13 protein-coding genes are annotated in these 25,438 nt (G+C 75.5%); 6 read left to right on the top strand and 7 right to left on the bottom strand.

The features are described from left to right. Positions 1 to 87 precede the first annotated feature (87 nt). Positions 88 to 480 (top strand): hypothetical protein, encoded by a 393-nt coding sequence (locus tag Nocox_RS12515; RefSeq protein ID WP_020546065.1) that lies wholly within the window; start codon positions 88 to 90, stop codon positions 478 to 480. Between the two features lie 3 nt (positions 481 to 483). Here the strand turns inward: Nocox_RS12515 and Nocox_RS12510 are convergent, their stop codons facing one another. Beyond that, the gene (locus Nocox_RS12510) at positions 484 to 1,278 is read right to left on the bottom strand and encodes a glycerophosphodiester phosphodiesterase (RefSeq protein WP_157383351.1); all 795 of its coding nucleotides are present in this window, start codon (positions 1,276 to 1,278) and stop codon (positions 484 to 486) included. Between the two features lie 222 nt (positions 1,279 to 1,500). On the opposite strand from Nocox_RS12510, the gene Nocox_RS12505 reads away from it, so the two are divergent. From Nocox_RS12505 to Nocox_RS12495, 3 genes are all read left to right on the top strand, one after another. Next, positions 1,501 to 6,192: a non-ribosomal peptide synthetase gene (locus Nocox_RS12505; protein ID WP_020546063.1), complete on the top strand. Its 4,692-nt coding sequence runs from the start codon at positions 1,501 to 1,503 to the stop codon at positions 6,190 to 6,192. Next, the gene (locus tag Nocox_RS12500) at positions 6,189 to 15,770 is read left to right on the top strand and encodes a hybrid non-ribosomal peptide synthetase/type I polyketide synthase (RefSeq protein WP_084685846.1); all 9,582 of its coding nucleotides are present in this window, start codon (positions 6,189 to 6,191) and stop codon (positions 15,768 to 15,770) included. The genes Nocox_RS12505 and Nocox_RS12500 overlap by 4 nt, the downstream gene beginning before the upstream one ends. Positions 15,771 to 15,897: 127 nt before the next feature. Beyond that, the gene (locus Nocox_RS12495; protein ID WP_033410590.1) at positions 15,898 to 18,105 is read left to right on the top strand and encodes an MMPL family transporter; all 2,208 of its coding nucleotides are present in this window, start codon (positions 15,898 to 15,900) and stop codon (positions 18,103 to 18,105) included. Here the strand turns inward: Nocox_RS12495 and Nocox_RS12490 are convergent. The 3 genes from Nocox_RS12490 to Nocox_RS12480 are packed head-to-tail and all read right to left on the bottom strand — an operon-like array spanning position 18,042 to position 21,571. Beyond that, positions 18,042 to 18,956, bottom strand: a complete 915-nt coding sequence (locus tag Nocox_RS12490) for an alpha/beta fold hydrolase (protein WP_020546061.1) — start codon at positions 18,954 to 18,956, stop codon at positions 18,042 to 18,044. The two genes, Nocox_RS12495 and Nocox_RS12490, sit on opposite strands and share 64 nt — an antisense overlap. A gap of 3 nt (positions 18,957 to 18,959) precedes the next feature. Continuing rightward, complete coding sequence (locus Nocox_RS12485; RefSeq protein WP_020546060.1) at positions 18,960 to 19,955, bottom strand: NAD-dependent epimerase/dehydratase family protein; 996 nt, start codon at positions 19,953 to 19,955, stop codon at positions 18,960 to 18,962. Beyond that, positions 19,952 to 21,571 carry a fatty acid CoA ligase family protein gene (locus tag Nocox_RS12480; RefSeq protein WP_020546059.1) on the bottom strand — a complete coding sequence of 540 codons (1,620 nt, stop codon included), beginning with the start codon at positions 21,569 to 21,571 and terminating at the stop codon, positions 19,952 to 19,954. Before Nocox_RS12480 ends, Nocox_RS12485 begins: the two co-directional genes overlap by 4 nt. A gap of 97 nt (positions 21,572 to 21,668) precedes the next feature. Here Nocox_RS12480 and Nocox_RS12475 point away from each other — a divergent pair, with 97 nt between their 5' ends. Beyond that, entirely contained in the window at positions 21,669 to 22,238 is a 570-nt protein-coding gene (locus Nocox_RS12475; RefSeq protein WP_026214933.1) for a hypothetical protein, read from the top strand. Positions 22,239 to 22,344: 106 nt separating this feature from the next. Here the strand turns inward: Nocox_RS12475 and Nocox_RS12470 are convergent, their stop codons facing one another. The 3 genes from Nocox_RS12470 to Nocox_RS12460 form a co-directional block, all read right to left on the bottom strand. Continuing rightward, positions 22,345 to 22,626 carry a hypothetical protein gene (locus Nocox_RS12470; RefSeq protein ID WP_020546058.1) on the bottom strand — a complete coding sequence of 94 codons (282 nt, stop codon included), beginning with the start codon at positions 22,624 to 22,626 and terminating at the stop codon, positions 22,345 to 22,347. 68 nt (positions 22,627 to 22,694) lie between these two features. Beyond that, on the bottom strand, positions 22,695 to 23,957 hold the full coding sequence (locus Nocox_RS12465; protein WP_020546057.1) for a beta-ketoacyl-[acyl-carrier-protein] synthase family protein: 1,263 nt from the start codon (positions 23,955 to 23,957) through the stop codon (positions 22,695 to 22,697). Next, the gene (locus Nocox_RS12460; protein WP_020546056.1) at positions 23,954 to 24,205 is read right to left on the bottom strand and encodes an acyl carrier protein; all 252 of its coding nucleotides are present in this window, start codon (positions 24,203 to 24,205) and stop codon (positions 23,954 to 23,956) included. Before Nocox_RS12460 ends, Nocox_RS12465 begins: the two co-directional genes overlap by 4 nt. A gap of 197 nt (positions 24,206 to 24,402) precedes the next feature. Here Nocox_RS12460 and Nocox_RS12455 point away from each other — a divergent pair, with 197 nt between their 5' ends. Next, on the top strand, positions 24,403 to 25,404 hold the full coding sequence (locus Nocox_RS12455; RefSeq protein WP_020546055.1) for a 3-oxoacyl-ACP synthase III family protein: 1,002 nt from the start codon (positions 24,403 to 24,405) through the stop codon (positions 25,402 to 25,404). Positions 25,405 to 25,438 lie beyond the last annotated feature (34 nt).

Here is a 25,438-nt window from a genome sequence, read left to right as displayed (position 1 = left end):
CAGGCGTCCAGCGATCCGCAGGCGGGCCGCAAGCGCCCCGGCGCTCAATGGTGACGTATCGCACGGACCGTCACCCGGGAGAAGCCGATGAACCGTCACCTGCGCGCCCTGCTCGGCGTCATCGCCGCCGCCGTGATCGCCACGACCGTCGCGGGCCCCGCGCACGCGGACACGTCGCAGGGCGGCCGGCCCTTCCTGTTCACCTACACCTACGCCGGTCACCTCAAGGTGGCGGGCGGCAACTTCACCGTCGGCGGCCGGGTCTACGTGAGCGTCAAGTTCCGCAACGGCGTCCCGGCCTTCGGCAAGTGGGCGGTCGCGCGTACGCATCCGGTGACGCCGGGCGGGGCCGTCTACGTGGACACGCCGCTCGCCTCGCCGTGCAACGGCAGCGGCAACGGCTACGCCGAGGCGTACGACTCCGTCACCAGGACGTGGTCCGCCCGTCTGCCGGTGACGGTGTGCCGCAGGATCGACTGAGGGTCAGGCGCACGCGCCCTTGAGCCAGGCCCGGTACTCCTTGGTGTAGTTGGTCATCACGCTCGCCGGGGCCGCGGCGAGGACGCTCTGCCAGCGGGCGGTGTTGCCGGTCCAGGACGGCGGCGGCTCCTCCCAGGCCACGCTGTCGGTCCAGCGGGCCGCGCCGCCCTTGAGCAGCGTGGGGTGGCGCTCGGCCAGCTCGGCCTGGATCCACGTGTCGGTCGAGTAGACCAGGATGCGCTGCGCGCCCTGCCGCTCCTTGATCGGGTCGGAGATCTCCTTCCAGGCGGCGGTCGCGTAGGTGGCGCTGGACAGGATCGGCTTCGTCTCGGGCTTGATCTCCAGGAGGGCGACCAGGCCGCGTGAGCGCACCTGGTCCAGCCATTCGCGCAGCGTGTAGACCCGCTCGCCGGTGTAGGGGCCGCGCGTGATGGTGCGGCTGCGCAGGTTGCCGGTGCCGGCGGCCCACCAGAGGTCGGTGATGTTCTGCCTGGCGCCGGTCAGGCCGTTGGTGGAGGTGTTGTGCCACATGACGGCCTTGGTGCCCTGCCTGGTGAGCTGCACGTCGCCCTCGACCCCGTCGGCGCCCCAGCTCTTCTGGTCGTCGAGTGCCCGCGGGTTGTTGGGCTGGCGGATCTTGTCCCGCTCCCAGGGGTCGGCGCCGGTCGGGTAACCGCCGTGGCCGAAGACCTGAGGGCAGGCGACGGCCGCGCGGGCGGCGTGGGCGGGAAGCCCGGCGGCCGGGACCGTCACGGCCACCGCCACGGCCAGCGACACCGCTCCGGTCCTCGTTCTCATGGGGGAAGGTTAGGCGCGGCGACGCGGATGATCAAGTGCCACCGAATCGGACTCATTACGTATTGACACTGATTCCGACACCGGGCCATTCTGATCGGCGGCGCCGACACAAACGGTTTACAACTCAACAAAACGGTAGGCGTGAGAATGACGTCAGATGCAGCACCCTTAGCATCTGTTCTGCAGCTTTACCAGGAACAGCGGGATACCGCCCCACAAAGGGTGGCCATTTCCGCCGATTCGGATCAACTCACCTACGAGCAGCTCGACCGCATGGCGAACGACCTCGCCGCGCAGCTGCGCCGCGTGCCGGCGACGGCACCGGGCACAGGCCCGCAGCGCTGGGCGGCGGTCCTCGCGGACCGTTCCATCCGGCTGGTCGCGGGCCAGCTCGGCGTCCTCAAGGCCGGGCTCGCCTTCGCGCCGATCGACGCGGCCACGCCGCCGGAACGCGTCCGCGTCATGCTCGCGGGCGCGGCCGCCGTGGTGACCGCGCCGGAGTGGCGGCACCTGGTCCCGGACGGCGTCCCCGTCATCGACACGCTGTCGGACGCGGCGCCCCCGGACGTGCCGGCCCCCGCCGTCGAGCCGGGCGACCTCGCCTACGTCGTGCACACCTCCGGCTCGACCGGCGCGCCGAAGGGCGCGCTCGTCCCGCACCGCGCGCTGTCCAGCCTGCTGAAGTGGTCGCACGACACCCTGGGCAGGGGCGGCCGCTCCGGGCTGCTGGCCAGCCCCGGCTTCGACGCCTCGGTGTGGGAGATCTGGCGGTGCCTGACCGCCGGCACCACGATCGTCATCCCCGGCGAGCGCACCCGGCTCTCGCTGCCCGCGCTCCGCGACTGGATCGTGGCGCAGGAGCTGACCACCTGCTTCGCGCCCACCCCGATCGCCGAGGGCCTGCTCGGCCTGTCCTGGCCGGCCGGCACCAAGCTCGCGACGCTCGCCACCGGCGGCGACCGGCTCACCGTCCACCCGCGCCCCGGCCTGCCCTTCCGGCTGTTCAACATGTACGGCCCCGCCGAGTGCGCGGTCATCACCATCGCCGGCGAGGTCCCCCCGTCGGACGAGCGCACCCGGCCGCCCGCGCTCGGCTCGCCGCTGCCCGGCGTGGAGGTCCGCCTGCTGGACGAGGACCTGAACCCGGCCGAGGAGGGCGAGATCCACCTCGGCGGCGCGCACCTCGGCCTCGGCTACCTCGGCCGGCCCGACCTCACGGCCGAGCGCTTCCTCCGCCACCGGGACGGCACGCTCCTCTACCGCACCGGCGACCTGGCCCGCCGCGACCACGCGGGCGCGTACGAGTACCTGGGCCGGACGGACGACCAGGTCAAGATCCGCGGCAACCGGGTCGAGCTCGCCGAGATCGAGACCGTGCTCCGCCGCCATCCCCGGGTGGAGGCCGCCACCGCCGCCGTCCGCGGCCACGACCTGGTGGCGTACGTCGTCGGCACGGCCGGCGAGCAGGAGGCCCGCGACCACCTGCGCGGGTTCCTGCCGGGCTACATGATCCCCACCGCCTGGGTCTTCCTGGACGAGCTCCCGCTGACCCGCAACGGCAAGGTGGACCGGGCCGCGCTGCCGGACCCGGTCCGGCCGCCCCGCCCGGTCGATCCGCCGGTCACCGCCACCGAGGAGCTGCTCGCCGAAATCTGGCGGGACGTCCTCGGCTTCGGCCCGATCGGCCGCGGCGACGACTTCCTGGCACTGGGCGGCCAGTCGCTGCTGGCGATGCGCGTGGCCGCGCGGGCCTGCGAGCGGCTGGGCAAGCCGGTGGAGCCGCGCCTGCTCTTCGAGCACCCCGGTCTCGCCGCGCTCGCCGCCGCGATCGACGCCCTCCCGCCGATGGCCGCGCCGGCCGCCGCCGCCGAGGACGGGCTGACGCCCGCGCGGCGCCGGCTCTGGTTCATCGACCAGGTGGCCCCTGGCTCGCAGTACAACGTGCCCGTCCTGTTCGAGCTGGACGGGCCGCTCGACGCCGGGCGGCTGGAGGCGGCGGTCGGGGAGATCGTGCGCCGCCATCCGGCCCTGCGCACCCGCTACGAGGAGCGCGACGGCGAGCCCGTGCCCGTGGTCGAGCCGTCGGTGACCGTCCCGTTCACGGTCGTGGACGCCACGCCGGGCACCGTGGACGGCCTGGCCGGGCGCGCCGCCCGCGAGCCCTTCGACCTGCGTACCGGGCCGGTGCTGCGGGCGCTGCTGCTGCGGCTCGCCCCCGACCGGCACCGGCTGCTGGTGACCGTGCACCACATCGCCTTCGACGGCTGGTCGGCCGGGGTGTTCCTGGACGAGCTGGCCCGCCTGTACGCGGGCGAGAGCCTGCCGGAGCCGGTCCGTCCCGGCCGCCGCGAGCAGGGGGCGGACGGCCTCCGCCACTGGCGGAAGGTCCTGGAGCAGCCGCCCCCGCGCCTGGCGCTGCCCGGCGACGGCCCGGGGGCGGGGGCCGCGCCGCGCCCCGGCGGGCGCACCTCGCTTCCGCTGCCGGACGGGCTGCCCGCCGCGCTGGCGGCGCTCGGCCGGCGGGAGGGGGCCAGCCCGTTCATGGTGCTGTTCGCCGCCTTCCAGGCGCTGCTGCACCGCTGGAGCGGACAGGACGACATCGTGACCGGCGTGCCGTTCTCCGGCAGGGAGGCCCCCGGCGCGGAGGGCGTGATCGGCTTCTTCGTCGAGACGCTGCCCATCAGGACCGGCCTGGCCGGCGACCCGTCGTTCCAGCGGCTGCTCGCCCGGGTGCGGGCGGAGGTCCTCGCCACCCCGGCGGACGTGCCGCTGGAGGAGATCGTGCGGGAGCTGTGCCCCGACGGCCGGCCGCCGTTCGAGGTGATGTTCGCGATGCAGGAGCCGCCGGGCGCCCGCCGGGGCGGCGGGGTGGGCTTCCGCATGCTGGAGGAGCTGGAGAACGGCGGCGCGAAGGCCGACCTGGTGCTGCACGCGGGCGGGCCGGAGATCGGGCTGGAGTTCGCCGCCGACGTGTTCACCAGGGCCGCCGCCGAGCGGCTGCTGCGGGACTACGTGCGCGTGCTGGTGCAGGTGGCCGCCGATCCGGCCGCGCCGCTGTCGGCGCTGCTCGCCGCCGATCCCGAGCCGCCGGGCCGGGGCCCGGACGTGTGCCTGCACGAGCTGTTCGAGCGGCAGGCGGACCGGACGCCGGACGCGGTCGCCGCCGAGTTCGACGGCGCGGAGCTGACCTACGCCGAGCTGGACCGGCGCGCGAACCGGCTGGCCCACCTGCTGCGCGAGCTGGGGGTGGGCCCCGAGGTGCCGGTCGGGCTGCACGTGCCGCGCTCGCTCGACCTGCCGGTGGCGCTGCTCGGCATCCTCAAGGCGGGCGGCGCGTACGTGCCGCTCGACCCCTCCTACCCGCCGGCCCGGCTCACCCAGGTGCTCGGCCAGGTGGACACCGGGGTCCTCGTGACGCACAGCACGCTGGCGGGCGGGCTGCCGCACGAACGGCCCGTCCTCGTGGACGCGGACCCCGCCGGCCGTCCTGACACACGATCTGACAGCCGTCATGACAGCGCTGTCAGCAAGGTCGGCGCGGCAGGTCCGGACAACCTCGCCTACATCCTGTTCACCTCGGGCTCGACCGGCCTGCCCAAGGGCGTCGAGATGACCCACCGGCCGGTGGCCAACCTCATCGCCTGGCACTCCGGCGCGTACCGGACCCTGCAGTTCACCGCGCTCGGCTTCGACGTGTCGGTGCAGGAGATGTTCGCGACCTGGGCGCACGGCGGGACGCTGGTCCTGGTGGACGACGACACGCGGCGCGACCCGGCCGCGCTGCTCGGCCACCTCGCCAGGCACCGGGTGGAGCGCGTCTTCCTGCCGTTCGTGGCGCTGCAGTCGCTGGCCGCGGCCGGGACCGAGCCGCCCGCCACGCTCCGCGAGGTGATCACCGCGGGCGAGCAGCTCCAGGTCACCCCGCAGCTCGAAGCCTTCGTCAAGCCGTGGATGACGCTGCACAACCAGTACGGCCCCACCGAGGGCGCGATCATCGACCTGGCGCACACGCTCACCGGGCCGCCGGGCGACTGGCCGCGCCTGCCGCCCATCGGCCGCCCGGTGCCCGGCGTCCAGGCGCTGATCCTCGACCGGCTCGGCAACCTGGCGCCCGACGGCGTGCCCGGCGAGCTGCACCTCGGCGGCGCGTGCCTGGCGCGCGGCTACCACGGCCGGCCCGAGCTGACCGCCGAGCGTTTCGTCACCTGGCGGGACGGCCGCCGGCTCTACCGGACCGGCGACCTGGCCCGCAGGAACGCGGCGGGCGAGGTCGAGTTCCTGGGCCGGGCGGACGACCAGGTCAAGATCCGCGGCTACCGGGTCGAGCCCGGCGAGATCGCCGCCGTGCTGACCGGGCATCCGGCGGTGCGGGAGGCGTTCGTGACCGTGCGCGAGGGCGCGCTGGCCGCGTACGTGGTGACCCGCCCCGGGGGCGGCGCGACCCCGGCCGGGCTGCGCGACCACCTGGCCGAGCGGCTGCCGGACTACATGGTGCCGGCCGCGTTCGTGGAGCTCGCGGCCCTGCCGGTGAACCCGTCGGGCAAGGTCGACCGGCACGCCCTGCCGGACCCCGGCCGCCCTGAACGGACGGTCACGCCGCCCGTCACGCCGCTGGAGCGGGCCATCGCCGCCGTCTGGGAGGAGGTGCTGGGCGGGCCGGTCGGCCGCGACGACGACTTCTTCGAGCTCGGCGGCCACTCGCTCAACGCCACCCGGATCGCCTCCCGGCTGCGCGAGGCGCTGGACGTTCCCGTCCCCCTGCGGACGTTGTTCGCGCACCCCACCGTCGCCGGGCTGGCCGCGCAGCTCAGCACTCCCGACGTGGAGTCGGCGGCGGAGCTCTACCTGATGGTCGCGGCGGTCTCGGACGAGGAGGCCGCGGCGCTGCTGCGGTCGATGGAGGGTGACGCATGACCCTGTCTGACCAGCAGCGCAGGCTCCTGGACGCGTTACGCGAGAAGAAGCGGCGGCAGGCCGCGCCGCCGAGACCGGCCCGCCTGCCGATGTCCTTCACCCAGCTCCGCTCGTGGTACCTGGACAGGATGGCGCCCGGCGCGGCCCACTACCTGATCCCGCTGGCCTTCCGCATCGAGGGCCCGCTCGACCGCGACCGGCTGCACCGGGCGCTGAACGCCCTCGTGGCCAGGCACGAGAGCCTGCGCACCACGTTCGCGATGGACGCGGACGGGCCGTACCAGGTCGTCGCGGACGAGCTGACGATCGAGCTCGGCGAGGCCGAGGACGGCTCGCCGATGGACCTGACCACCGGCCCGCTGATCCGCGCGAGCCTGGTGCGTGAGGCGCCGGAGCGGCACGTCCTGCGCCTCACGCTGCACCACGTCGTCGCCGACGCCTGGTCGCTGGACGTGCTGCGGCGCGAGCTGAGCCTGCTCCACGCCGGCGAGGAGCCGCCGCCGCTGCCCCGGCAGTACCCGGACTACGCGATCTGGCAGCGGGACCAGGACCACTCCGCCGACCTGGAGTTCTGGCGCGGGCGGCTGGCGGGCGCGCCGCCGCTCAGCGAACTGCCCGCCGACCTGCCGCGGCCCCCGGTGCAGACGTACGCGGGCGCCGAGCTGCCCTTCACGCTCGACCTGCCGCGCGAGGAGTTCCGCGGCTACTGCAGGAGCCTCGGCGCGACGCCGTACATGGTGCTGTTCGCGGCCTACCTGGTGGTGCTCTCCCGGCGCTCGGGCCAGCAGGACCTGGTGGTCGGCACGCCCGTCGCGAACCGGGAGAGGACCGAGTTCGAGGGCCTGATCGGGTTCTTCACCAACACCCTGGCCGTGCGGGCCGACCTGTCGGGCGAGCCGTCGTTCGCCGAGGTCGTGGCGCGGGTCAGGGAGGCGGTGCTGGACGCCCACGACCATCAGGGGCTGCCGTTCGAGCGGCTGGTGGAGGAGCTGAACCCGGAGCGCCGCCTGGACCACAGCCCCGTGTTCCAGACGATGTTCAGCCTGCTGCCCGAGGCCACGGCCGAGCTGGAGCTGGACGGGCTGACCGTCACGCCGCTGGAGGTGCCCGAGCGCACCGCCAAGTTCGACCTGACGGTGGCCGTGCGCGAGACGCTGGACGGGCTGGTCGAGTACAACACCGACCTCTACCGGCCGGAGACCGTCCGCCGCCTGGTGGCCGAGCTGCGCCAGGTGCTCGCCGCCGCCATGGGCCTGCCCGGCGGGGCGGAACCGCCCGCCGGGCCGCCGCGCCACGAGATCGCCCGCCTGGTCACGGAGGCGTGGCGGGAGGCGCTGGGCAGCGACGCCTTCGGCCCCGACGACAACTTCTTCGACGTCGGCGGCCACTCGCTGCTGGTGCTGCAGGTGCACGAGCGGCTGCGTGAGCGGTTCGAGCTGACCGTCACCGACCTGTTCCGGTACCCGACCGTCGCCTCGCTGGCGGCCTACCTGAGCCCGGGCGGCGACACGCCGGCCGAGCCCCAGGCGAAGGCCGCCGCGCCCGCCTCCGGGGCGCTCGCCGTCGTCGGCCTCGCCTGCCGCTTCCCCGGCGCGGACGGGCCCGAGGAGTTCTGGGCGGCGATCCGCGACGGCGTGGAGGCCGTCAGGGACTTCACCGACGAGGAGCTGCTGGCCGACGGCGAGGACCCCGACCGGCTGGCCGACCCCGCCTACGTACGGTCGGGAACGGTCCTCGACGGCATCGACCTGTTCGACGCCACGCTGTTCGACTTCACGCCGCGCGAGGCCGAGATCCTCGACCCGCAGCAGCGGCTGTTCCTGGAGACCGCGTGGGAAGCGCTGGAGGACGCCGGCTGCGACCCGGCCCGCCATCCCGGCCGGATCGGCGTCTTCGCGGGCTCGGCCATGAGCGCCTACCTCATCGAGAACCTGCTGGCCGCGCCCGACGTGCTCCAGGCGGTGGGCGAGTACCAGATCATGCTGAGCAACGACAAGGACTCGCTGCCGACGCGGACGTCGTACAAGCTGGACCTGCGCGGGCCGAGCGTCAGCGTCAACACCGCCTGCTCCACCTCGCTGGTCGCGCTGCACCTGGCCAGGCAGAGCCTGGTCTCCGGCGAGTGCGACCTCGCGCTCGCCGGTGCGGTGCGGGTCAACGCCTGGACCCGGCGCGGCTACCTCTACCGGAGCGGCGGCATCGGCTCGCCGGACGGCCACTGCCGGCCCTTCGACGCCGCCGCGCAGGGCACGATCGGCTCCGGCGGCGTGGGCGTCGTCGTGCTGAAGCGGCTGGAGGACGCCGTCGCCGCCGGCGACGTCATCCACGCCGTGGTACGCGGCTCCGCGGTCAACAACGACGGCACCAGGAAGATCGGCTACACCGCGCCGGCCGTGGACGGCCAGGCCGAGGTCATCGCCGCCGCGCTGGCCTCGGGCGGCGTGGACCCGGCCACCATCGGCTACGTCGAGGCGCACGGCACCGGCACCGCGCTCGGCGACCCGATCGAGGTCGCGGCGCTCACCCAGGTCTTCGGCGGAACCGGCCGGCCGATCGCGCTCGGCTCGGTCAAGTCCAACATCGGCCACGCCGACGCCGCCGCCGGCATGGCCGGGCTGATCAAGACGGTCATGGCGCTCAAGCACCGGACACTGCCGCCCAGCGCCACCTTCGCCACCCCCAACCCGCGCATCGACTTCGGCCCGTTCTACGTCCCGACCGAAGGGGCCGAGTGGCAGCGGGGCCCGGGGCCGCGCCGGGCGGGCGTGAGCTCGTTCGGGATGGGCGGCACCAACGCGCACGTGGTGCTGGAGGAGGCGCCCCCGGCGCGGCCCGCGCAGCCCGCGCCGGGACCGCACCTGCTCCCGCTGTCGGCGGCCACCGGCACGGCGCTGACGGCGGCGGCCGACAGGCTGCGCGCCCACCTGCGCGCCCGTCCCGGCCTGGAGCTCGGCGACGTGGCCGCCACCCTGCGGCACGGCCGCCGCCAGCTCCGCCACCGCGGCTTCCTCGTCGCCGAGGACCGCGCGGCCGCGCTGGACGCCGAGCTGGTCACCGGCGAGGCCCGGCCGCGCGACGTCGCCTTCGTCTTCCCCGGCCAGGGCGCGCAGCGGCGCGGGATGGGCGGCGGGCTCTACCGGTCCGAGCGGGCCTTCCGCGAGGCGGTGGACGAGTGCGCCCGCCTGCTGGAGCCGTACCTCGGCCTCGACCTGCGCCAGGCCCTGTACGGCGAGACCGGCGACCTCGACGAGACCTGGCTCACCCAGCCCGCGCTGTTCGTCACCGAGTACGCGCTGGCCCGCACCCTCATCGCGCGCGGCGCCCGCCCGGCGATGATGGCCGGGCACAGCATCGGCGAGTACGTCGCCGCGTGCCTGTCCGGGGTCCTCTCCCTGCCGGACGCGCTGCGCCTGGTGGCCGCCCGCGGCCGGCTCGTGCAGAGCCTGCCGCCCGGCGCGATGCTGGCGGTGCCGCTGCCGGAGTCCGAGGTGGGCGGCCTGCTCGACCTCGGCGTCTCGCTGGCCGCGGTCAACGCCCCCGAGTCGTGCGTGCTGGCCGGGCCGGCGGAGGCGGTCGAGGAGGCCGGGCGGCTGCTCGCCGGGCGCGGCGTCACCGGGCGGGTCCTGCGCACCTCGCACGCCTTCCACTCGGCGATGCTGGACCCGGTGCTGGACGCCTTCGCTGCCGAGGTCGCCGCGGTGCGGCTGAACGCGCCCGGGGTGCCGTACCTGTCGAACGTCACGGGCGGCTGGGTGAGCGCCGCCGAGGCCACCGACCCCGGCTACTGGGTGCGCCATCTACGGGAGACCGTGCGTTTCGCCGACTGCGCCGCCGCCCTGGTGGAGGCGGACGCGGCGGTGGTGGAGGCCGGGCCGGGGCGTACCCTCGCGACGCTGCTGCGCCGCCAGGGCGGGCGGGTGGCGCTGGCCCCGTTCGCCCGGCCTGAGGCGGGGCAGGCCGCGCTGCTGGACGGCGTCGGCCGGCTGTGGACGGCCGGCGCGGAGATCGACTGGGCGGCGTTCGGGCCGGCCGGGCGGCGGGCGGCGCTGCCCGGCTACCCGTTCGAGCGCCGGCGCTACTGGATCGCCCCCCGCACCCGCCGCCACGCGGCCGGGCGAGGGGAAGGGGAAGCGGCCCCGACGACCAGGCAGGAGATCGCGGCGGGCGCCCTGCCGGGTGCCGTGGCCGGTGCCCTGCCCAGTGCCGTGGCCGAGGGTGGGCCGGTGGCGGGGGCGGATCCGGTGGCCGCGGCATGGCAGGACGTGCTGGGTCTCGCGCCCGCCGGGCCGGACGACGACTTCTTCGAGCTGGGCGGCGACTCCCTGGTGGCCACCCAGCTCGCCGCCCGCCTCGGCGTGCCGATCGAGGCGGTCTTCGAGCACCCCACGCTCGGCGGCCAGCGGGCGCTGGTCGCGTCCGGGCGGCAGGCGGCGATCCCGGTCGCGCGGGAGCCTGGGCCCGCGCCGGTCTCGTTCGTGCAGCGGCGCATGTGGTTCATCGACCAGGTGCACGGCTCGGCCGCGTACGCGGTCGCCACGGCCCTCGACCTGCGCGGCGACCTGGACGTGACCCGGCTGCGCGGCGCGCTGCGCGAGCTGGTCAGGCGGCACGAGTCGCTGCGGACCGTCTTCGAGGCCCCCGACGGGGAGCCGGTGCAGGTGGTGCTCCCCGCCGGGGACGTGCCGCTGCCGGTCGAGGAGTGCGCCGAGATCGAGCCCGCACTGCGGGCCGCCGCCGCCGAGCCGTTCGACCTGCAGCGCGGGCCGCTGTTCCGGGCCCGGCTGCTGCGGACGGCGAAGGACCGCCACGTCCTGGCGCTCACCTTCCACCACATCGTCGTGGACGGCTGGAGCATCGCCCTGCTGCGCAGCGAGCTCGCCGCGCTCTACAACGGCGAGCGGCCACCCGAGCCGCGGCTCGGCTACCGCGACTTCGCCCGATGGCAGCGCGAGCAGTCCCCCGACCTCGCCTTCTGGCGGGAACGGCTGCGCGGCGCCCCGCACAGCCTCGACCTGCCGACCGACCGGCCGCGCCCGCCGACGCAGACCTTCGCGGGCGCGGTCGCCACCCACGTGCTGCCCGCCGGCCTGGCGGACGGCCTGCGCAGGCTCGGCCAGGAGCGCGGGGCCACGCTCTACATGACGCTGCTGGCCGGGCTGCACGCCCTGCTGTTCCGCTACAGCGGGCAGGAGGACGTCTGCGTCGGCTCGCCGGCGGCCGGGCGGACCAGGCCCGAGTTCGAGGGCGTCGCAGGCTGCTTCATCAACACCCTCGTCATGCGGGCGCGGATGGACGGCGACCTGCCGTACACGAAGCTGCTGGCGCAGGTCCGCGAGTACGCGCTCGGCGCCTACGCCCACCAGGACGTGCCGTTCGAGCAGCTCGTGGAGAAGCTGAACCCGCCGCGCGACCTGTCCAGGAACCCGCTGTTCCAGGTGCTGTTCAACCTGCTCAACCTGCCGAGGAGCGACCTGCGCATGGACGGTCTCGAGGCGGCCGAGCTGGCCGTCGAGACCGGCACCGCCCAGGTGGACCTCGTGCTCTACGTCTACGAGCGGGACGACGAGCTGCTGTGCCGGCTGGAGTACAACACCGCGCTGTACGACGCCGGCACCGCGGAACGCCTGCTGCGGCACTACGAGACCCTGCTGTCGTCGGTCGTCGCGGCGCCCGACGCCCCGCTGTCCGGCCTCGCCCTGCTCACCGGCGAGGAGCTGGCCGAGCAGCTCGGCGGCGACGACGCCGAGGTGCCGGACGTGTGCATCCACGAGCTGGTGGAGGCCCAGGCCGACCGTACGCCCGACGCGGTGGCCGTCGTCTTCGAGGGCGTGGCGCTGACGTACCGGGAGCTGGAGGAGCGGGCCAACCGGACCGCGTGGCGGCTGCGGGCGGCGGGGGCGGGGCCGGAGACGCTGGTGGGCGTGGCGCTGGAGCGCTCGGCCACGATGCTGGTCACCCTGCTCGGCGTGCTCAAGGCGGGCGCCGCGTACGTGCCGCTCGACCCGATGTACCCCCAGGAGCGCCAGGACTACATCCTCGACCACTCCGGCATCGGCGTGCTGGTCACCGAGCGGGAGCTGGCCGGGCGCTACACCGGGTTCCGCGGCGAGCTGGTCCTCGCCGACGACGGCTTCCCCGGCGAGAGCGCCGACCGGCCGCCGGCGCTCGCCCGGCGCGAGAACGCCTGCTACGTCCTCTACACCTCCGGCTCCACCGGCCGGCCGAAGGGCGTGCGGGTCCAGCACTCCTCGGTGGTGAACTTCCTGCTGTCGATGGGCCGCGAGCCCGGCCTGAGCGCCGCGGACACGCTGCTCGCCGTCACCACGTTCGCCTTCGACATCTCGGTGCTGGAGCTGTTCCTGCCGCTCAGCGTGGGCGGGCGGGTGCTGATCGCGGGCCGCGAGGCCGCCTACGACCCGGCGCGGCTGGCCGCCCTGCTGGAGGAGGCCACGGTCATGCAGGCCACCCCGGCCACCTGGCGGCTGCTGCTGTCGGCGGGCTGGCCGGGCAGCCCAGGGCTGAAGGCGCTGTGCGGCGGCGAGGCGCTGCCCCCCGACCTGGCGGCCGACCTGCGCGGCCGGGTCGGCGAGCTGTGGAACATGTACGGCCCCACCGAGACCACCATCTGGTCCACCCTCACCCGGGTGGACGACGGGCCGATCACGATCGGCCACCCGATCGCCAACACCCGCGTCCACCTGCTCGACGCCGCGATGCAGCTCGTGCCGGCGGGCGTCGTCGGCGAGCTGTACATCGGCGGGTCCGGCCTGGCCCGCGACTACCTGCACCAGCCGGAGCTGACCGCCGAGCGCTTCGTGCGCGACCCCTTCGGCCCGCCCGGCGCGCGGCTCTACCGGACCGGCGACCTGGCGAGGCGGCGGGCCGACGGCTCGATCGAGTTCCTCGGCCGGGCCGACGGGCAGGTCAAGGTCCGCGGCTACCGGATCGAGCTGGGCGAGATCGAGTCGCTGCTGCTGGCCCATCCGGCGGTGCGCGAGGCGGCCGTGGTGGTGCGCGGCGCGGACGAGGACAAGAGCATCGCCGCCTACCTGGCGGCCGACGGCGAGCACGACTGGCGCGAGCACCTGCGGCGCAAGCTGCCCGACTACATGATCCCGTCGGCGTTCGTGCTGCTGGACGCGCTGCCGCTCACCCCCAACGGCAAGGTGGACCGCAAGGCGCTGCCCGAGCCGGTGGGCCGGGTGCGGCCCGAGGGCGCCGCGCCGCGCACGCCGGTGGAGGCCAGGCTGGCCGAGCTGTGGTCGGCGGTGCTGGGCGTGGCGCGGATCGGCATCGACGACGACTTCTTCGCGCTCGGCGGCGACTCCTTCAAGGCCGTGCGGGCGGTGCGGGAGTCGGGGATCAGGGCGGGCGTGCTCGACCTGTTCAAGAACCCGACGATCCGGGCGTTCGCCGCGCTCGACGGGGGCGACGGGGCGTCCGGGGGCGGCGGGCTGCTGCACGAGCTGACGCCGCCGCGGGTTGCGGCCACGCTGACGCTGGTCGCGGTGCCGTTCGCGGGCGGGGGCGCGATCACGTACCAGCCGCTGGCCGCGGCGATGCCGGAGCACGTGACGATGCTCGCGCTGGAGCCGCCCGGCCACGACACCGGCAACCCCGGCGAGCCGCTGCTGCCCTTCCACGAGCTGGTCGAGGGCTGCGTCAAGGAGATCAAGGAGCGGGTCGAGGGGCCGGTCGCCCTCTACGGGCACTGCATGGGCGGCGCGCTCACCGTCGCGCTGGCGCGGCGGCTGGAGGAGGAGGGCGCCGACCTTGTCAAGGTGTTCATCGGCGGCCACTTCCCCGCGCCCCGCCTGCCCGGCCGGGCCTTCGCGTGGGCGCGGCGGGTCTTCCCGATGGAGCGGTGGACGTCCAAACGGCGGGCGCTGGAGTTCCTGCGGGCCATGGGGTTCTTCACCGAGGCGCTGGACCGGCGCGAGCGCGACTTCCTCATGGGCGTCTTCCTGCACGACACGCAGGAGGGCGAGGACTACTACACCGAGCTGTACCAGGAGCCGGTCGAGAAGCTGCGGGCGCCGCTGGTGTGCGTCGTCGGCGCGAACGACCGGGCCACCGAGCTGTTCGAGGAACGTTTCCGCGAATGGGAGGTGTTCTCCGGGGCCGTGTCACTGGAGGTCATCCCCGAGGCCGGGCACTACTTCCAGAAGCACCAGGCCGCCGAGCTGGCCACGATCATCGACGGGCACGTCACCGGCGGCGGCGACGGGGACGGCGAGCGGCCGGCGCCCGTCCCGCTCCCGCCGCCGCCCCGCGGGGAGCCGAGTCTCAGGACGTTCTTCGCGGTGGCGACGGGCCAGCTCGTGTCGCTGATCGGCACCGGGCTGACCACGTTCGGCCTGGGGCTGTGGGTCTACCAGCAGACCCGGTCGATCTCGATGTTCGCCATCGTGTCGGTCATGGCGCTGCTGCCCGCGGTCGTGCTGGCGCCCATCGCCGGCGCCGTGGCCGACCGGTGGAACCGCAGGACCGTCATGATCGTCGCGGACTCGGCGGCGGGCTGCGGCACCGTAGCGCTGGCCACGCTGCTGTGGAGCGGATCGCTGCAGCTGTGGCACGTGTACGTCATCGTCGCCGTCGGAGCGGTCGCGACCGCCTTCCACCAGCCCGCGTACATGGCGGCCGTGGCCCAGCTCGTGCCGAAACGGTACTACGGCCGGGCCAACGGCCTGGCCCAGCTCGGCCAGGCGGCCGGGACCGTGCTGGCGCCGCTGCTCGGCGGCGCGCTCGTCGCCGTGCTCGGGCTGAAGGGCATCGTGGTGATCGACCTGACCACCTTCACCTTCGCGGTGGTCGTGACCCTGTCGGTGCGCTTCCCCGACGCGCTGTTCAAGAAGCGGGAGGAACCGTTCTGGCGGGAGGTGACGGGCGGCTGGCGCTACATCACCCGCAGGCGCGGGCTGCTGGCCATCATCCTGTTCACCTCGTTCCTGAACCTGCCGTTCGCCATGGTCGAGGTGCTGGCCACGCCGCTGCTGCTGAGCCTCACCGACACGCGCGGGCTGGGCGTCGCGCTGTCGATGACCGGCATCGGCCTGGTGACGGGCAGCGTCGTCATGACGGTGACCGGCGGGCTGGCGCGCCGCACCCACGGCATCCTGGCCAGCTTCGTGGGGCTGGGCGCGGCCTTCGCGCTCATCGGCGTCGCGCCGCACCCGGCGCTGCCGGGGGCCGGGCTGTTCCTCGTCGGGCTGCTCACGGCGCTGCTGAACGCGCACTGGTTCTCGATCGTGCAGCAGAAGGTCGGCCTCGACCTCCAGGGCCGGGTCATCGCCACCAACCTGATGCTGAGCTGGGCGCTGGTCCCCGCCGGGTTCCTGCTGGCCGGGCCGCTGGTCGAGCACGTCTTCAACCCCGTGGCGGGCGCGGCGCAGGGGCGCGGCATCGGCCTGCTCATGCTCGTCGCGGGCGCGGTGACCGTGCTGATCGGGCTCGCGGCCTTCCGCTACCGGCCGGTCCGGCGGCTGGAGGACGACCTGCCGGACGCGATCCCGGACGGCGTGGTCGTGGCCGACAAGGACCTGATCCAGCGGCAGGCGGACAGCCGGCTCGCCGGGTGACCACGCGCTGACCGCGTGCTTACCGGGGGCGGCCGCCGCGCCGTCCCCGGGCCCCTCGTTGAACTCCCCGCCATGATCGCGTAGTAGTGGATCATTCGCGTAGGGTGACAATCGGGGGTCGGTGCGCATGAGCGGCGCCAAAGCGACACGGACCACGGCCGCCACGATCGGCCCGGACCTTCACGAGGACGCCGCCGGCCCCCCACGGGCGCCGGCGGCGCTCGGCCGTTGGGGGCGTGCTCTCGCCCGGCGCCGGCGGCTCGTCGCCGCCCTGTGGCTGGCCCTCGCCGCGGGTTCGGCCGCGCTGCTGCCCGGCCTGACCGGGCGGCTGACGCCGCCCTCGCTGGAGGTGCCCGGCTCGCCGTCGGCCGTGGCCGCCGCCGTGATCGCCCGCGGCTTCCCCGGGCAGGGCACCGAGCAGGTGCTGCTGGCCTTCTCCTCACCGACGCTGGCCGCGCGGGAGCCGCTCTACCAGCGGACGGTGGCGGCCGTGGCGCGGGCCCTCGACGCCCGGCCCGACGTGGGCGCGCTCCTGCCGCTGCCGCCGGTCGGCGGGCAGGCGGAGCGGCACGCGTACGTGCTGGCCGGGGTGCTCGGTGACGAGCCCGCCCGCCAGCGCAACCTGCCCGGCCAGCTCGCCGACGCGCGGCGCGCGGCCCTGCAGGCGTCGGGAGGCGCGGTCGGCGTCACGATCCTCGGCGTCAGCCGGGCCTTCGCCCAGCTCGCCCACACCGACCTCGCCGACCTGCGCGAGACGGAGAGCAGGACCGTCCCGCTGGCCGGGCTGCTGCTCGTGCTCGGGCTCGGCGCGCTCGGCGCCGCCGCCGTGCCGCTGCTGGTGGGCGGCGCGGCCATCCTCACCGCACTCGGCGCGCTCGCCCTCGCGAGCCGGTTCTGGCCGGTCGACTCGACCGTCCTGACCTACACCGTCACCATGGCGGTCGGCCTGGGACTGGACTACACGCTGATCATCCTGCTGCGCTACCGCCAGGCCCGCCACGCCGGCCGGCCGCCGGTGACCGCCGCCGCGCACGCCACCGCCACGGCCGGCGGCACGGTGGCGTGGTGCGCGCTCGCCATCCTCGTCACGTCGGCGGCGCTGCTGGTCGTCGGGGTGCCGTGGGCGCGGTCGATGGCGCTGGCGGGCATGCTGGCGGCCGGCGTCACCGCGCCGGCCGCGCTGACGCTGGCCCCGGCGCTGCTCCCCCTGCTGGACCGCCGGCTGGGGTGGGGCACGCTGCCCTGGCGGCGGCCCGGCCGCGAGCGCTCCCCCGCGTGGACGCGCGGCGCCGCCCACCTCATGCGCCACCCCGTCAGGTACGCCACCGCCGCCGTCGTGCTGCTGCTCCTCGCCGCCGCGCCGGTGCTGCACCTGCGGACGGGCCTCCACTACGACCGCGACACCCTGTCCGGCACCGACATGGGCGGCGGGCTGGCCCAGCTGGAGCGGGACGGGCTGGCCGGCCTGACGAGCCTGGCCCTGCCGCACCCTCCCGGCACGCCCCCGGTGGACACCACCGCGCTGGCCGCGGCGCTGCGGGCCGACCCCCGGGTGTCGCTGGTGAGCGCGTTCGACAACGGCAGGGACCTGACGCTGATGCTGGTCGCCGACCGGTTCGCGCCGGACGGCGAGCAGGCGGCCGCGTTCCAGCGGGACCTGCGCGCGCTCGCCGCCCGCCTGCTGCCCCCGGGCCAGCGGGTCCACGCGGTCGGCCCGGCCGCGCGGCTCGCCGACCTGTCGGCGGCGGCGCTGACCGGGCTGTGGCGGGTGCTGCCGGTGGTGCTGCCGGCGTCGTTCGTGCTGCTGCTGGTCACCTTCCGCAGCCTGCTGATCCCGCTCAAGGCCGTCGCCATGAACCTGCTGTGCGTCGGCGCGACGTTCGGCCTGCTCACCCTCGCCTTCCAGGACACCGGACGCACCCCGGACGTCAACGTCCTGCTGCCGCTGGTCATCTTCACCCTCGTGTTCGGGCTGTCGCTGGACTACGAGGTGTTCCTCGTCCACCGGGTGCACGAGCACTACCGCCGCACCGGCGACAACACGGCGGCGGTGCTGCACGGGCTGCGGCACACCGCGCGGCCCGTCACGCTGGCGGCGGCGATCATGGCGGTCACGTTCGCCGGGCTGATGTTCACCCGGCGGGCCGACTTCCAGCAGGGCGGCTTCGCCGTCGCCGTCGCGATCGTCCTGGACGCCACCCTGATCCGCATGGTGCTCGTCCCGGCCCTGATGCGGCTGCTCGGGCGGCACAACTGGTGGCTGCCCGGCGCTCAGCGGCGCAGGAACGCGGCGATCTCCGGCACCAGCCGGTCGTGGGCGTCCTCCAGCACGTAGTGGCCGGCGTCCCGGTAGGCGCGCACCACCGCGTGCGGCAGGCGGCGGCGCCACTCGCGCAGCATCGCGCGGTCGAAGACCGGGTCGCGCAGCCCCCAGCCGATCAGCACGGGCCGGTCGGCGCACGCGCGCACGCCCTCCTCCGCCCGCAGCAGCAGCGGCCAGGCCGGGTCGGCCGGGCCCAGCGGGATGTCCTGGACGAAACGGCGGACCGCCAGCCGGTGCCCAGGGTCGCGGCCGGGGGCGAGGAACGCGGCGCGCACGTCCCCCGGCAGGCGGCGGCGCAGCCCGAACGGCGGCAGCGTGGCCAGCCGGGCGAAGGCGTGATGGCGCAGGAACAGGCGCTCGCCCGCCGCGGTCTCGCGCAGCAGCCAGAGCGGCAGCCGCAGCGCGGGGCGTACCCGCTCGCCGTACGGGTTGGGGAAGGCTGCGGTGTTGAGCACGACGAGCCGCGCCACCAGGCCTGGGTGGCGGGCGGCCCAGGCCATGCCGATCGGGCCGCCCCAGTCGTGCATCACCAGCGTCCAGCCCCGGTCCTGGACGCCCCGGCGCTCGACGAGGTACGCGGCCAGCGCGTCCAGGTCGGCCACGCGGGAGGCCAGGGTGTGGGCGTAGCGGTCCTCGCCCGGTTTGTCCGACAGGCCCATGCCGATGTGGTCCGGCGCGAGGCAGCGGTGCTCGCCGCGCAGCGCCGTGATCAGCCGCCGCCACAGGTAGCTCCATGACGGGTTGCCGTGCAGCATGAGCACCGGAGCGCCCTCGCCCTCGTCCACGTAGTGCTGGCGCAGGCCGTCCCTCGCGAACCAGTGGGACGCGAACGGGTAGCCGGGCAGGCGGGAGGCGTCGTCCACGGCTCAGCTCCCCGCCGGGGCGGCCGACAGGTGGGCGGCGAGCCGGGACAGGCCCTCGGCCGTCGTGACGCGCGGCGCGTAGCCGAGGTCGCGGCGGGCGGCCGACAGGTCGAACCAGTGGGACGTGGTGGCCTGCACGGCGATCATCCGGGTGAGCGGGGGACGCACCCCGGCCACCCGGCAGCCGTGCTCGACCATCCCGGCCGCCAGCCGCGCCAGCCGGGCGGGCACCCGGGGCCGGACCGGGCCGAGCCCGGCCGCCGCCAGCAGGCCGTTCACCCACTGCGCGATCGGGACCGGCTCGTCCTGGGCGACGAAGTAGGCGCGCCCGGCGGCCGGGCGGCCGGGGGCGAGCGCGTCCAGTGCCAGCAGGCACGCCTCGGCCGCGTTGTCGACGTACACGGTGTCGATCAGCTTGCCGGGGGCGCGCGGCAGCAGCAGCCGGCCGCGCCGGGCCCGCGCGGCCAGTTGCGGCAGGAAGTGCGGGTCGCCAGGCCCCCAGATGAGGTGCGGCCGCAGTGCCACGGTGGCCAGCCGGGGGCCGCTCGCGGCGAGCACGATGCGCTCGGCCGCGGCCTTCGTCGCCGGGTAGGGCGCGAGGTGGCGGCGGGCGTAGGGGACGGACTCGTCCACGCCCTCCAGGTCGCGGCCGTCGTGCACGACGCTCGGCGAGGAGACGTGCACGAGGCGGGAGACCCCGGCGCTCAGGCAGGCGTCGACCACGTGGGCCGTGCCGTGCACGTTGATCGCGCGGAAGTCGCGGGCCGCGCCCCACAGCCCGGCCAGCGCGGCGCAGTGCACCACCGCGTCGTGCCCGGCGACGGCGGCGCGGACCCGGTCGAGGTCACGGACGTCCCCGGTGCGCTGGAGGACGCCGTACGCGTCCAGCCCCGGATGCGGGCGGCGCTGGAACGCGGTCACCCGGTCGCCGCGCGCGGCCAGCAGCCGGCACACGGCCTGCCCGAGGAACCCGCCGCCGCCGGTCACCAGCACGTTCATCGCCCGGCCTCCCCCAGCTCGCGGGCGGCCCAGCGGGCCAGCAGCGGGCGGCGGATCTTGCTGGCGTGCCTGACGTCCATCGGGAACCCGCGGTGCGGCAGCACCTCGGCGACGGCGGGCGGGGCGTGCTCGCGCACGAGGGCGAGGGCCGCGCGGCGTTCCCGGGCGGAGAGGCCGGGCTCGCACTCCACGCACAGCACCGGCCGCCGGCGGCCCTCCGGCCCCACGCCGACGAGCGCGGTGCGGCGCACCCCCGGCAGGTCGTTGACGATCGGCTCGACCTGGTCGGTGTAGAGGTCGCCGGCGGCCGTGCGGACCCGCTCGCCCTTCCGGCCGGCGAACCAGAGACGTCCCCGCTCGTCCATCCAGCCGAGGTCCCCCATGCGGTGCACGGGGGTGCCGCCGTCGTCGATGCGGGCCAGTGCGGTGTCGTTCGGGCGGCCGAGGTACGGGTCGCTCACCGCCGGCCCGGCCACGGTGATCTCCCCCACGGTCCCCGGCGGCACCAGCAGGTCGTCCGACCAGCGGGGGACGGGCCCGTCCGTGACGGCGATGACGCGGACCAGGTTGCCCGGCAGCGGCGTGCCGAGGAACGTGCCCATGCCCCTCGCCGTGTCCGCCGCGGTCGCGGTGAGCTCGGCCGCGCTCGCCGCGCTGACCAGGAGGCATTCGGTGGCGCCGTACACGGAGAGCAGCTCGGCGCCCTCCGGCAGGCACCGGAGGGCGCGGCGCAGCACCGCGTGCGGCAGCGGCGCGCCCGCCGTGAGCACGGTCTCGACGCCGTCCAGCGTGAGGCCGCGCGCCAGGCAGTGGCGGGCCAGGCGGTCCAGCAGCGCGGGCGCGGCGAACAGCCCGGAGACGCGGTGCGCGCGGATCGACGCCGCCATCGCGGCGGGGTCGCTGCGGGCGGGACGGCGCAGGTTCAGCCGGGGGACGACGGCGGCGCAGCCCATGGCGGGCGCGGCGAGCGCGAACGGCAGGAACGTGGACCAGACCGTCGCACCCGGCTTCAACCCGCCGAGGTGCGCCAGCAGCTCCAGTTGCCCGGCCAGGTGCCGGTGCCGGAGCGGCACGCCCTTGGGCACGCCGGTGGAGCCGGAGGTGAAGGCCACGAGCGCCTGGTCGCCGCCCTCCGGGCCTGGCGCGGGCGGGGAGCAGGGCCGCGGCGGGCGAACCGGCCACGGCGCGCGCGGCCCCACGGTGATCGTGGTCCGTACGCTGTCGCGCGCCCAGCCCAGCAGCACGCGGGCGAGATGGGCGAGGGGCACGCCGACGAACGCCCGCGGCGCGGCCTCGGCCAGGCACCTCCTCATCGCGCGCGCCCCGAGGCCGGGATCGATGAGCACGGGCACGGCCCGCAGCCGGAGCAGGGCGTGGACCAGCGCGACCAGCTCCCGGCCCGGCGGCACCATGACGGCGGTCGTCGTCCCCGCGCCGACGCCCGCGCGGCCGAGGTCCAGGACGGCGCGGCCGATCAGCTCGTCCAGCTCGCGGTACGTCAGCGTCTCGTGACCCCTGCCCCGGCGGCCGTCGATGCGGCAGGCGACGGCGTCGGGACGGGCGTGCGGCCAGCGTCCGGTGAGCGCCGCGTCGGCGTCGAAGAGCTGGGCGTTCATCGACGGGTCTCCTTCCAGGTGTGTCGCGTTTTGGGCGATCCCTCACGCGGTAACTATCTGTAGCGATCTGTAACTCAAAGTGACCAGGAGTCAAGACATGCGCAGATTCATCGCCGTCCTCGCCGCCGGAGCGGCCACTGCCGTGCTGCCGCTCGCCGCGCCGTTCCCGGCGTTCGCCGCTCCCGCTCCCGACGCCCCCGCGCCCGCCATCGCGCCGGACGCGCCCGACGCGCCGCCCTTCGCCCCGGACGCGCCCGACGCGCCGCCCTTCGCCCCGGACGCGCCCGACGCCGAGGCCGCGCCCGGCGAGGACGCCGCCAAGGACGAGCCCTCCACCGAGGACGCCGCGTCCACGCTCGTGGAGGCCACGCTCGCCGCCGAGGAGGACAGGCCGGCCACCATGGACGCCGAGACCACCGCCGTGGAGGCCGCCCCCGCCGCCATGGAGGCGGCACCGGTCGCCATGGAGGACGAGCCCGCCGTCGTGGAGGCCGCTCCCGACGCTGTGGAGGCCGCGCTCGCCAGGCCGGCGCGCAAGCACGGCGCCGTGTCCGTGCAGCAGTGCGTCACGGGCCTCGGCCTGATCCTGCCCTCGCCCAGCAGCCGGACGCTGCTGCTCTGCGTCGGCGGCACCTTCAACGGCCGGCCGGTGGCCGGCCTCGGCTGACCGCCCCGCCGCCCTTCCATCACCTGACAGACCCGGCCGTTCGCAGCTCACGACCTGACGAGCTCGACCGACCGGGTCTGCCGCCGTCCGGGGGCCCTCCGGCACGTCAGCAGGGCGCGGCCTTCAGCACGGGCACGTCGTCCGGCAGCGGAGTCCCGAGGAAGGGCAGCCTGAACGGAGCGCTCCCCGCGCCCGGCGCCGCCCCCGCGCCCGTGGCGGCGGCGCCGAAGAAGGCGGCGAAGGTCTGGGCCATGGCGTTCACGGGCACGCGCACGCAGAACGTGCCCACGGCGTCCACAGGCGAGGGAACGGTGTCGGCGGCGGCCGGCGGCCCGGCCGCCAGGGACGCGGCGACGAGAACAGCGGAAGCGAGAGCGAAGGCACGCATGATGGCTCCTTGGTGAGGACACGGACGAGAACGGCCCACGCCACGGCCGGCGGGTCGTGACGCGCGGGTCAGGACGGTACGGGCGAGAAGATCAGGCTGGCGTTGTGGCCGCCGAAGCCGAAGGAGTTGGACATGACCGGCGCGGCCGGCATGGGCCGGGCCTCGGTGACGACATCGAGGTCGCACTGCGGGTCGAGGACGCTCAGGTTGGCGGTGGGCGGAACGGCGCGCTCGTTCAGCGCGAGGACGGCGGCCACGGCCTCGATGGCCCCGGCGGCGCCGATGGCGTGCCCGGTCACCCCCTTGGTGGAGGTCACCGGCACCCGTACCGTCCCGAACACCTGGTTGATCGCCCGCGCCTCGGCCAGGTCGTTGAGCGGGGTGCTGCTGCCGTGCGCGTTGACGTGCGCGATCTCGCCGGGCGTCAGCCCGGCGTCGGCGAGGGCGGCGCGCATGCAGCGGGCGGCCCCGTCCCCCTGCTCGGGCGGCGCGGTGATGTGGTGGGCGTCGGAGGAGAACCCGAGCCCCGACAGCTCGCCGTAGACGTGGGCGCCCCGGGCGAGGGCGTGCTCCAGGTTCTCCAGGACGACGAACGCGGCCCCCTCCGCCAGCACGAACCCGTCCCGGTCCCGGTCGAAGGGCCGGCTGGCCCGTTCCGGTTCGTCGTTGCGCAGCGACAGGGCGCGGCAGCGTTCGAAGGCCAGCAGGACGGACGGCGTGATGGACGCCTCGGAGCCGCCCGCGACGGCGAGGTCGGCGGTGCCGTCGCGGACCAGCCGGGCGGCCTCGGCGATGGCGTGGGCACCGGAGGCGCAGGCGGTGGCCACGGACAGGCTGGGGCCCAGGATCCGGTGGCGGATGCTGATCGCGGCGGCCATCGCGTTGTGCATGACCATGGGCACGTGCAGCGGGCCGGGGTTGCCGCGGCCCGCGTGGCGGCCGGCGAGCAGCCCGGCCTCGTAGGTGTGGGCGCCGCCGAAGCCGCTGCCGGTGACGACGGCCTGCCGCTCGGGCGGCGTGCGCACCGGCCCGGCGTCGTCCATGGCGTCGCCGGCCGCGCAGACCGCGAGCTGGGCCACGCGGTCCAGGCGGGAGGCCTGCTTGGGCGTCAGGTAGCCCTCGACGTCGAGGCCGTGGACCTCGCAGGCGAACGTGGCGCCCAGTCCCTCGGTGTCGAAGGAGGTGATGGGGCGCGCGGTGGAGCGGCCGGCGAGCAGCGCGTCCCACAGCTCCTTGGGGTGGGCGCCCGCCGGGGTGCGCACGCCCAGCCCGGTGACGGCGACCCGGGCGCGCGGCCTCGCCGATGCTCCGCCGCCGGCTGCGGGGCTCATCCCAGACGCTCCGGGGCCAGCTCGCGGGCGCGGGCCAGCACGTCGCCGACCGTCCGTACGTCGGCGAACGCCTCACGCGGCAGCGGCCCCCACTCGTCCTCCAGCGTGACGTGCAGCTCGGCCAGGTCGAGGCTGTCGGCCTCCAGGTCCTCGCGCAGCAGGGCGTCCTCGGTGACCCTGCTCGGGTCGACCTTCAGGATGTTCGCGCAGCGTTCGCGGACCACGGTCAAGATCTCTTCGTCGCTCACGTCGGGCTCCTTTCGCGCGGGTCGGCGTGATGGCCGTGCCGCCTAGCCTGGCCGATGGCAGGAAAGATGATCACTTGTGACGCGAGGTCCGCCGTTAAGGAATTGATCAAGAATGCCCGTTCGGCGGTGCGCGGGCCGGGCGGCCGTCCGTGCGCTCCCTAGGGTGGGCGGCACGGGGACACAAGGGGGGAATGGGCATGCGCTACGCCCACGTGGCCGGGGTGGCCGTTCACCTGCCGGAGCGGACGCTCACCAGCACCGAGCTGGAGGAGGAGCTCGCCGCCCGCAATCCGGGGGCGCGCGTGCCACGCGGCCTGATCGAGCACGCCACGGGTGTGCGGCGGCGGCACGTGGCGGCTCCGGGCCAGCCGGTCGCGGGGCTGGCCGCGCGGGCGGCGCGGCAGTTGCTGGAGGAGACCGGCCACACGCCGCCGGCCCTCGACCTGATCATCTTCGCCGGGGTGAGCACGGACGTCGTCGAGCCCGCCAACGCGCACATCGTGGCCGCCGAGCTGGGCGCGAGCTGCCCGGTGTTCGACGTGCGCAACGCCTGCAACAGCGTGCTGAACGCGATCGAGCTGGCCGAGACGCTGATCACGGCGGGCCGGTACCGCACGGTCCTCATCGCCTGCGGCGAGCGCGCGACCTCCACCATCCGCTGGCGGCTGGGCCCGGACGACGACTACACCGCCGCGATCCCCTCCTACACCGTCTCGGACTCGGGCACGGCCCTGCTGCTGCAGGCGTCGACCACGCCGGGCGTGCTCGGGCACCGCTTCTGCGCGTACTCGCCCGCCTGGCGCTCGGCGCTCGTCCCGGTGACGCCGCTCCCCGAGGGCGGGCTGGAGATCGGGGAATTCTCGGTCGACTTCCAGGAGCTCGCCATCGGCATGTGCAAGCTCGACCTGGACGTGCTGCGGCGCCCGCTGACCGACCGGGGCCTGAGCTGGGACGACCTGGCCGCCATCTGCGTCCACCAGGCGTCGCTGCCGTCCCTGCACGCCTTCTGCGAGCTCGCCGGGATCCCCGTGGGCCGGGTCGAGGTGACGGTCGAGGACCACGGCAACCTGGTGGCCTCAAGCCTCCCCGCGCAGCTTCACCAGGCGGTCCGCGCCGGCCGCGTCCGGCGCGGCGACCTGGTCGCCCTGGTGGGCCTGGCCGGCGGGGTGAGCGCGGGCACCGTGCTCCTGCGCTGGTGACCGGCCCACCGTCGAACACCGTACCCGTCAGAAG

This window comes from Nonomuraea coxensis DSM 45129, assembly GCF_019397265.1.
Classification (GTDB): domain Bacteria; phylum Actinomycetota; class Actinomycetes; order Streptosporangiales; family Streptosporangiaceae; genus Nonomuraea; species Nonomuraea coxensis.
Note: the sequence above shows the minus strand (reverse complement) of the source record. Positions and strands in the feature narration are given on the sequence as shown.